This window comes from Tahibacter caeni (genome assembly GCF_024609805.1).
GTDB classification, from domain to species: Bacteria; Pseudomonadota; Gammaproteobacteria; order Xanthomonadales; family Rhodanobacteraceae; genus Tahibacter; species Tahibacter caeni.
Genome location: NZ_JANFVR010000273.1, coordinates 1 through 6,599, shown reverse-complemented (window position 1 = coordinate 6,599; position 6,599 = coordinate 1). Strand labels below are relative to the sequence as shown.

At 70.4% G+C, this 6,599-nt stretch carries 8 protein-coding genes; 6 read left to right on the top strand and 2 right to left on the bottom strand.

Features of this window, described 5'->3' with window-relative positions; all coding sequences use genetic code 11:
- Positions 1-72: 72 nt before the first annotated feature.
- Positions 73-1,110 (bottom strand): type IV pilus twitching motility protein PilT, encoded by a 1,038-nt coding sequence (locus tag NON22_RS18440; protein ID WP_257388420.1) that lies wholly within the window; start codon positions 1,108-1,110, stop codon positions 73-75.
- A 90-nt stretch (positions 1,111-1,200) separates the two neighbouring features.
- On the opposite strand from NON22_RS18440, the gene NON22_RS18435 reads away from it, so the two are divergent.
- From NON22_RS18435 to NON22_RS18410, 6 genes are all read left to right on the top strand, one after another.
- Entirely contained in the window at positions 1,201-1,884 is a 684-nt protein-coding gene (locus NON22_RS18435) for a YggS family pyridoxal phosphate-dependent enzyme (RefSeq protein ID WP_257388419.1), read from the top strand.
- Positions 1,885-1,951: 67 nt separating this feature from the next.
- The gene (gene proC, locus NON22_RS18430) at positions 1,952-2,794 is read left to right on the top strand and encodes a pyrroline-5-carboxylate reductase (RefSeq protein ID WP_257388418.1); all 843 of its coding nucleotides are present in this window, start codon (positions 1,952-1,954) and stop codon (positions 2,792-2,794) included.
- Between the two features lie 3 nt (positions 2,795-2,797).
- Complete coding sequence (locus tag NON22_RS18425; RefSeq protein ID WP_257388417.1) at positions 2,798-3,373, top strand: YggT family protein; 576 nt, start codon at positions 2,798-2,800, stop codon at positions 3,371-3,373.
- Between the two features lie 48 nt (positions 3,374-3,421).
- Positions 3,422-3,874, top strand: coding sequence for a DUF4426 domain-containing protein (locus NON22_RS18420; protein ID WP_257388416.1), 453 nt, complete (start codon positions 3,422-3,424; stop codon positions 3,872-3,874).
- Positions 3,871-4,584, top strand: coding sequence for a histidine phosphatase family protein (locus NON22_RS18415; protein ID WP_257388415.1), 714 nt, complete (start codon positions 3,871-3,873; stop codon positions 4,582-4,584). Before NON22_RS18420 ends, NON22_RS18415 begins: the two co-directional genes overlap by 4 nt.
- A 94-nt stretch (positions 4,585-4,678) precedes the next feature.
- A complete protein-coding gene (locus NON22_RS18410) occupies positions 4,679-5,704 on the top strand; it encodes a phosphotransferase family protein (protein WP_257388414.1) in 1,026 nt (341 codons plus the stop codon).
- 55 nt (positions 5,705-5,759) lie between these two features.
- On the opposite strand, the gene NON22_RS18405 is transcribed toward NON22_RS18410, so the two are convergent.
- Positions 5,760-6,599 (bottom strand): lipase secretion chaperone (locus NON22_RS18405; RefSeq protein WP_257388412.1); only part of this gene is annotated, 840 nt, incomplete at its 5' end.

The following is a 6,599-nucleotide window of genomic DNA, read 5'->3' as shown; positions in this document are numbered from 1 at the left end:
GGCGACCGCGGGCCGCGGCGCCGGCGCCTTCGATGACGCGACGGGCCGGCGTCCGCGCCGGCCCGCGCCCTGTCACTTGAAGATTTCCTTGTTCTTGGCGTAGCTGGCCGCCTGCGGCCGCGTGACGAGGCCGCGCTTGACCAGATCGAGCAGGCACTGGTCGAGCGTCTGCATGCCGTACTGCGCGCCGGTCTGGATCGACGAATACATCTGCGCGACCTTGTCCTCGCGGATCAGGTTGCGGATGGCCGGGATGCCGACCATGATCTCGTGCGCCGCGATGCGCCCGCCGCCGACCTTCTTCAGCAGCGACTGCGAAATCACCGCGCGCAGCGATTCGGACAGCATCGAACGCACCATCGGCTTTTCGCCGGCCGGGAACACGTCGATGATGCGGTCGACGGTCTTGGCCGCCGAAGACGTATGCAGGGTCGCGAACACCAGATGGCCGGTTTCCGCGGCGGTCAGCGCCAGACGGATCGTTTCGAGATCGCGCAACTCGCCGACGAGGATGTAGTCCGGGTCTTCGCGCAGCGCCGAACGCAGCGCTTCGTTGAAGCCGTGCGTGTCGCGATGCACCTCGCGCTGGTTGATCAGGCACTTCTGCGAGGTGTGCACGAACTCGATCGGGTCTTCGACCGACAGGATGTGCGCGTATTCGTTCTTGTTGACGTGGTCGACCATCGCCGCGAGCGTGGTCGACTTGCCCGAGCCCGTCGGCCCGGTCACGAGGATCAGTCCCTGCGGCTGCGAAATCAGATCCTTGAACACCTTGGGACAGCCGAGGTCTTCGAGGGTCAGCACTTCCGACGGAATCGTACGGAACACCGCGCCGGCGCCGCGGTTCTGGTTGAACGCGTTGACGCGGAAGCGCGCGAGGCCGGGAATCTCGAACGAGAAGTCGACCTCGAGGAATTCTTCGTAGTCGCGCCGCTGCTTGTCCGACATGATGTCGTAGATCAGCGAATGGATCTGCTTGTGGTCGAGCGCCGGAATGTTGATGCGGCGCACGTCGCCGTCGACGCGGATCATCGGCGGCAGGCCGGCGGACAAGTGCAGGTCCGAGGCCTTATTCTTGACTGAGAATGCCAGCAGCTCGGCGATATCCATGCGCAATCCCCTAAGTCGTTCGACGCCGCTGTCCGGCGTGGTCTCGGCCGAGTATAGCTCGGCAATTTTCCGCCGGTGCACGCGCTTGAAATGAGTTCTTCCGAAACTGCCTTTACTGAGATCTGCGCCCGGATCGGACATGCTGCAGCGCAGCAAAACCGGACCGTGAACCTGCTCGCCGTGAGCAAGACCAAGCCGGCCGAGGCCGTGCGCGGACTGGCCGCGCTGGGCCAGCGCCGCTTCGGCGAAAACTACGTGCAGGAAGCGCTGGCCAAGCAGCGCGAGCTGGCCGATCTCGCGCTCGAATGGCATCTGATCGGGCCGCTGCAGTCGAACAAATGCCGCGAGGCGGCCGAGCACTTCGACTGGCTGCAGAGCCTGGACCGGCTCAAGCTCGTCGCGCCGCTCGCGCGCTGGCGTCCGCCGGGGCGAGGGCCGCTGAAGGTGCTGATCCAGGTCAACGTCGACGACGAGATGTCCAAGTCGGGCTGCCGGCCCGAGGACGTCGCCGGGCTCGCCGCTGCGGTCGCCGCGGCCGCGCCGGCGCTGGAACTGCGCGGCCTCATGGCGATTCCGGCGCCGCATGCGGATCCGGGCCTGCGCCGCGCAGCGTTCGCGCGCATGCGCGCGCTGTTCGAGGCGCTGCGCCGCCAGCATGCCGGCGTCGACACCCTGTCGATGGGCATGAGCGAGGACTTCGAGCTCGCGATCGCCGAAGGCGCGACGATGGTGCGCATCGGCTCGGCGCTGTTCGGCGCCCGCACCGCCGCGTAATCCGGTTGCGGTTCTCCGTGCTCACCAGCAACCTACGCCCGCCTCCTTTCCGCCCGCCTGGACACCCATGTCTGACGCAACCGAATCCCCCACGCCGCGCCTGGCCTTCGTCGGCGGCGGCAATATGGCCCGCAGCCTGATCGGCGGCCTCGTGCGCCGCGGCGCCGCGGCCGCGCGCATCGCGGTCGCCGAACCGAATGCCGAACTGCGCGAGGCGCTGGCCGCCGACTTCGGCGTCGCCGTGCACGCCGACGGCGCGGGCGCCGCGGCGGATGCCGAGGTCATCGTGCTCGCGGTCAAGCCGCAGGTCATGCGGCCGGTCTGCGAGGCGTTGCGGACCGTCGTGCAGCAGACACGGCCGCTCCTGATCTCGATCGCCGCGGGCATACGCCTGGATCAGCTCGACACGTGGTGCGGCGGCGGCGTCGCCGTCGTGCGCAGCATGCCGAACACGCCGGCCCTGATCGGCGCCGGCGCGAGCGGCCTCTGTGCGAATGCGCGCGTGACGACGGAACAGCGCCGCCGTGCCGAAGCGGTGCTCGGCGCCGCCGGACTCACGGTCTGGATCGAGGCCGAGGAACAGATGGACGTCGTCACGGCGCTGTCGGGCTCGGGCCCGGCCTACTTCTTCCTGCTCGTCGAGGCGCTCGAGGACGCCGCAGTCGGCCAGGGCCTGCCGCGCGAGGCGGCGCGGCGTCTCGCGATCCAGACCGCGCTCGGCGCCGGCCGCATGCTCGCCGAGGACGGCGAAACGCCGGCCAGGCTGCGCGAGCGCGTGACCTCGCCCGGCGGCACCACGCAGGCCGCGGTCGAGCGTTTCCTGACGCGCGGCCTGCGCGAGATCGTCGCCGACGCGGTCGCCGCGGCCACGCAGCGCGGGCGCGAGCTCGCAGCCGGTTCGGGGGGCTGAGGCATGGGCTTCTTCTCTGCCGCCGGCATGATGCTGGTCCAGGTCGTCTTTGGTTCGATACTGTTGATCGTCGCGCTGCGCCTGCTGCTGCCGCTGACGCGCGTGCGCTTCAACAACCCGATCTGCCAGTTCGTCTACCGGGCCACGAATCCCGTCGTCGGGCCGCTGAGCCAGCTGCTGCCGGCGCGGCGGCAGTTCAGCCTCGCCACCTTGCTGGTGCTGTGGCTGGTCGCGCTGATCGAAACGGTGCTGCTGTTCCTGCTGCTCGGCCTGCCGCTGTCGCCGGCCTATCTGCTCCTGGGCAGCACCATCAGCCTGCTCTACTTCCTGCTCGGCATCGCGTTCTGGTGCATCCTGTTCTGCGTGATCGCGAGCTTCTTCTCGCCCGACCACCGCAATCCCGCCGTCGAAGTGCTGTTCGGCCTGACCGAGCCGCTGCTGCGGCCGTTCCGCAAGCTGCCGCCGCGGCTCGAGAACTTCGACCTGTCGCCGCTGTACGCATCGCTCGCGCTGCGCCTGGTCATGCTCGCGCTCGCGCACGCGCTCGGTCCGCTCAGCGCGCTGCTCGTGCCGCTCTGAGCAGCCCCGCGGTGTAAGATCGGCCCGCTACGGCGGCAGGAGACGTCCATGAAACTGGCCTACAAGATCGGCTTGCTCGTCGGCACCGCCGTGCTGCTGACATTGCTGCCCGCACGCGGCCGCAGCGAGCAGCTGCAGCGCTTCGACGACTACGTCGTGCATTACAACGCGCTGTCTTCCGACCTGCTGCCGGCCGAGGTCGCCGCCGCCTACAAGATTCCGCGCTCGAGCAAGCAGGGCCTGCTCAACATCGCCGTGCAGAAGACCGGCGGCGCCGAACCGGTGCCGGTCGCCGCGCAGATCCGCGGCAGCGTGGCCAACCTCGCCGGCCAGCGCAGCGAGGTGACGGTGCGCGAGATCCGCGAGGCCGACGCGATCTACTACCTCGCCGAGTTTCCGGTGCGCGGCAGCGACACCCTGAACTTCGAGCTGCACATCGCACCGGCCGGCGACACGCGCAGCTATACATTGAAGTTCAGCAAGAACTACGTGACCGAGTGAGCGCGACGACGACGCGGCTGCTGCTGATCCGCCACGCCCAGGCGAGCTTCGGCACCGACGACTACGACCGGCTTTCCGAGCGCGGCCTGCGCCAGGCCGAGTTGCTCGCGCAGTGGCTTGCCGCGCAGCCCGATCTCGAATTCAACCATGTCGTCAGCGGCGCGCAGCGGCGCCATGCGCAGACCCTGCAGGCGCTGCAGACCGCCGCCGCGGCCGTCGCGCGGCCATTGCCGCAGGCCGTAGTCGATGCAGACTGGAACGAGTTCGACCACGAGAGCCTGCTGCGCGGCTATGCGGCGCACGCCGCCAATGATCCGGACCTCGTCGCGCTGCGCAGCGGCGTGGAACCGGCACGCGTTCAGGCGCTGCTCGGCCGCGCATTCCGGGCCTGGGCCGACGGCGTGCTCGACGACGTCATGCCGGAAACCCTGCAGGCGTTCCGCGACCGCGTGCATCGTGCGCGCGACCGCGCCGAGACCCGTGCCGGCGCCGGCACGGCCCTGGTCGTCAGCTCCGGCGGCGTCATCGCGCGCTGCGCACAGACGCTGCTCGCGCTCGACGAACCGGCGACGATCCGCCACAACCTGAGTCTGGCCAATTCCGGCATCGTCGAATTCGTGCGCGAGCGCGGCGCCTGGCAGCTGCGGCGCTGGAGCCACCTGCCCCATCTCGACGCCGAACCGCATCGCGAGCTGCGCAGTTTCTACTGAGATCGCGGCGATGCCGCCGTCGGTGACGACGGGCGACGCGCAAGCCGCGCCGGGTCTGCTAGCGTAGGCCCCGCCGCCCCTGCCCGAGCGATCCATGACGCCTGCTTCCGATCCCGGCTTCGACACCGGCGCACTCGCCGCCTATCTGCAGGCTCACCTTCCCGGCTTCGCGGGACCGCTGAGCGCGACCAAGTTCAAGGGCGGCCAGTCGAACCCGACCTATCGCATCGACGCGGCCTCGGGCTGCTACGTGCTGCGGCGCAAGCCGCCGGGCAAGCTGCTCGCGTCGGCGCATGCGGTCGATCGCGAATTCCGCGTACTGCGCGCGCTGCAACGCAGTCCGCTGCCGGTCGCCGAGCCGCTGCACCTGTGCGAGGACGCCGGCGTCATCGGCAGCATGTTCTATCTCATGAGCTACGTGCCCGGCCGCATCTACTGGGATCCGGCGCTGCCGGATCTCGCGCCGGCGCAGCGCGAAGCCCTGTACGGCGCCGCACTCGACGGTCTGATCGCGCTGGCGCGCCTCGACGTCGCCGCCGCGGGCCTGGCCGACTACGGCAAGCCCGGCAACTATTTCGCGCGCCAGATCGCCCGCTGGACCGAGCAGTACCGCGCGAGCGAGACCGGGACGATCGCGGCGATGGACCACCTGATCGACGCGCTGCCGGCGGCCGCGCCGGCCGACGACGGCCGCGTCGCGCTCGTGCACGGCGATTTCCGTCTCGACAACCTGATGTGGTCCGACAAGCCAGGCCTGCTCGCCGTGGTCGACTGGGAACTGTCGACCCTGGGCCATCCGCTGGCCGATCTCGGCTATTTCTGCATGGCGCTGCGCCTGCCGCGCAATCCCGTGCTGCCCGGTCTGGCCGGCCTGGATCGTGCTTCGCTCGGCATACCCGACGAAGCGGCCCTGCTCGCGCGCTTCGCCGCGGCCACGGGTCTCGATCCCGGCGACGCCTGGCCGTTCCATCTGGCCTTCCATTTCTTCCGCCTCGCCGCGATCGCGCAGGGCGTGATGCGGCGCGCGCTGCAGGGCAACGCGTCCAGCGAGCAGGCGCTCGCCGCCGGCCGCATGGCCGCGACGATCGCGCAGATGGGCGCGGACGTGCTGGATCGCTAGCGCGGGCCGTTCCGCCGTCCTCGCCGCGCGGCGGCGTTGCGGCCGGATCGCCGTGTCACTGCGGCAGCAGCCCTTCGTCGGCCAGTGTCAGCACGCGGCGCCGTTCGGCCTCGCTGAAATCGTCGAGCAGCCGCGCGAGGCGAAGCTCGCGCTGCGGCGGCGACAGGCTGCGATCGGCGAACACCTGCTCGCGCGCCTGGGCATAGGCCTGCAGGCGCAGCTGCCAGCTCGCTTCCTGCTGATCGAGTTCGGCCAGACGCACGGCTGCGGCGTCGCCCCAGCGCCGGCGGCGCTGTTCGGCACGCTGCTCGGCCGATACCGCGGCCGCATCGAACTGCCGGCTCTGCGCGACGGCGCCCTGGAAATCGGTGCTGTCGCTGCGCGCGGCGCGCTGCCGCGGATCGAGTTCCGCGTCGATCTCGGCCAAGCGCTGCGCACGCGCGGCCGGGTCCAGATCCGAATCGCGCGCGACGTCGAGCCGCGCGAGCGTCTGTGCCGCGTACGCTTGCTCGTCGCCGAACCAGGCCTGCGCGAGTTCGCGGCCGAGCTCGCGCTCGCGCAGGGCCTGCAGCCGCTGCAGGTCTGCATGCAGATCGCCGCTGCTGCCGAGCGCCGCGCTCGCGCGCTGCAGCTCGACGTAGCGGTCGTACAGCGCCAGGACGTCGGCGCGCGCCGCGGCGTCGAGCTGCGGCTGCTGCAGCAGCCATTGCAGCAGGTCGTCGCGGATGCGTTCGGCGCTGCGTTCGCCGAGACGCGCGAGGAAATAGTCGAACAGCCGGCGCAGCTCGCGGTCGCGCACGACGTGGCCGTTCGCGTCGAGACGCACGCCGCCGTCGACCTCGGTGCCGCGCAGCGAATCGGCGCGCGCGACGGCGGCCGCCTGCGGCACGCGCTG

Bases quoted from the DNA above. Each gene is read 5' to 3' on its own strand.
- proC (WP_257388418.1), top strand. From the start codon at position 1,952: ATGTCTGACGCAACCGAATCCCCCACGCCGCGCCTGGCCTTCGTCGGC.
- NON22_RS18410 (WP_257388414.1), top strand. From the start codon at position 4,679: ATGACGCCTGCTTCCGATCCCGGCTTCGACACCGGCGCACTCGCCGCC.
- NON22_RS18435 (WP_257388419.1), top strand. From the start codon at position 1,201: ATGAGTTCTTCCGAAACTGCCTTTACTGAGATCTGCGCCCGGATCGGA.
- NON22_RS18425 (WP_257388417.1), top strand. From the start codon at position 2,798: ATGGGCTTCTTCTCTGCCGCCGGCATGATGCTGGTCCAGGTCGTCTTT.
- NON22_RS18440 (WP_257388420.1), bottom strand. From the start codon at position 1,110: ATGGATATCGCCGAGCTGCTGGCATTCTCAGTCAAGAATAAGGCCTCG.
- NON22_RS18420 (WP_257388416.1), top strand. From the start codon at position 3,422: ATGAAACTGGCCTACAAGATCGGCTTGCTCGTCGGCACCGCCGTGCTG.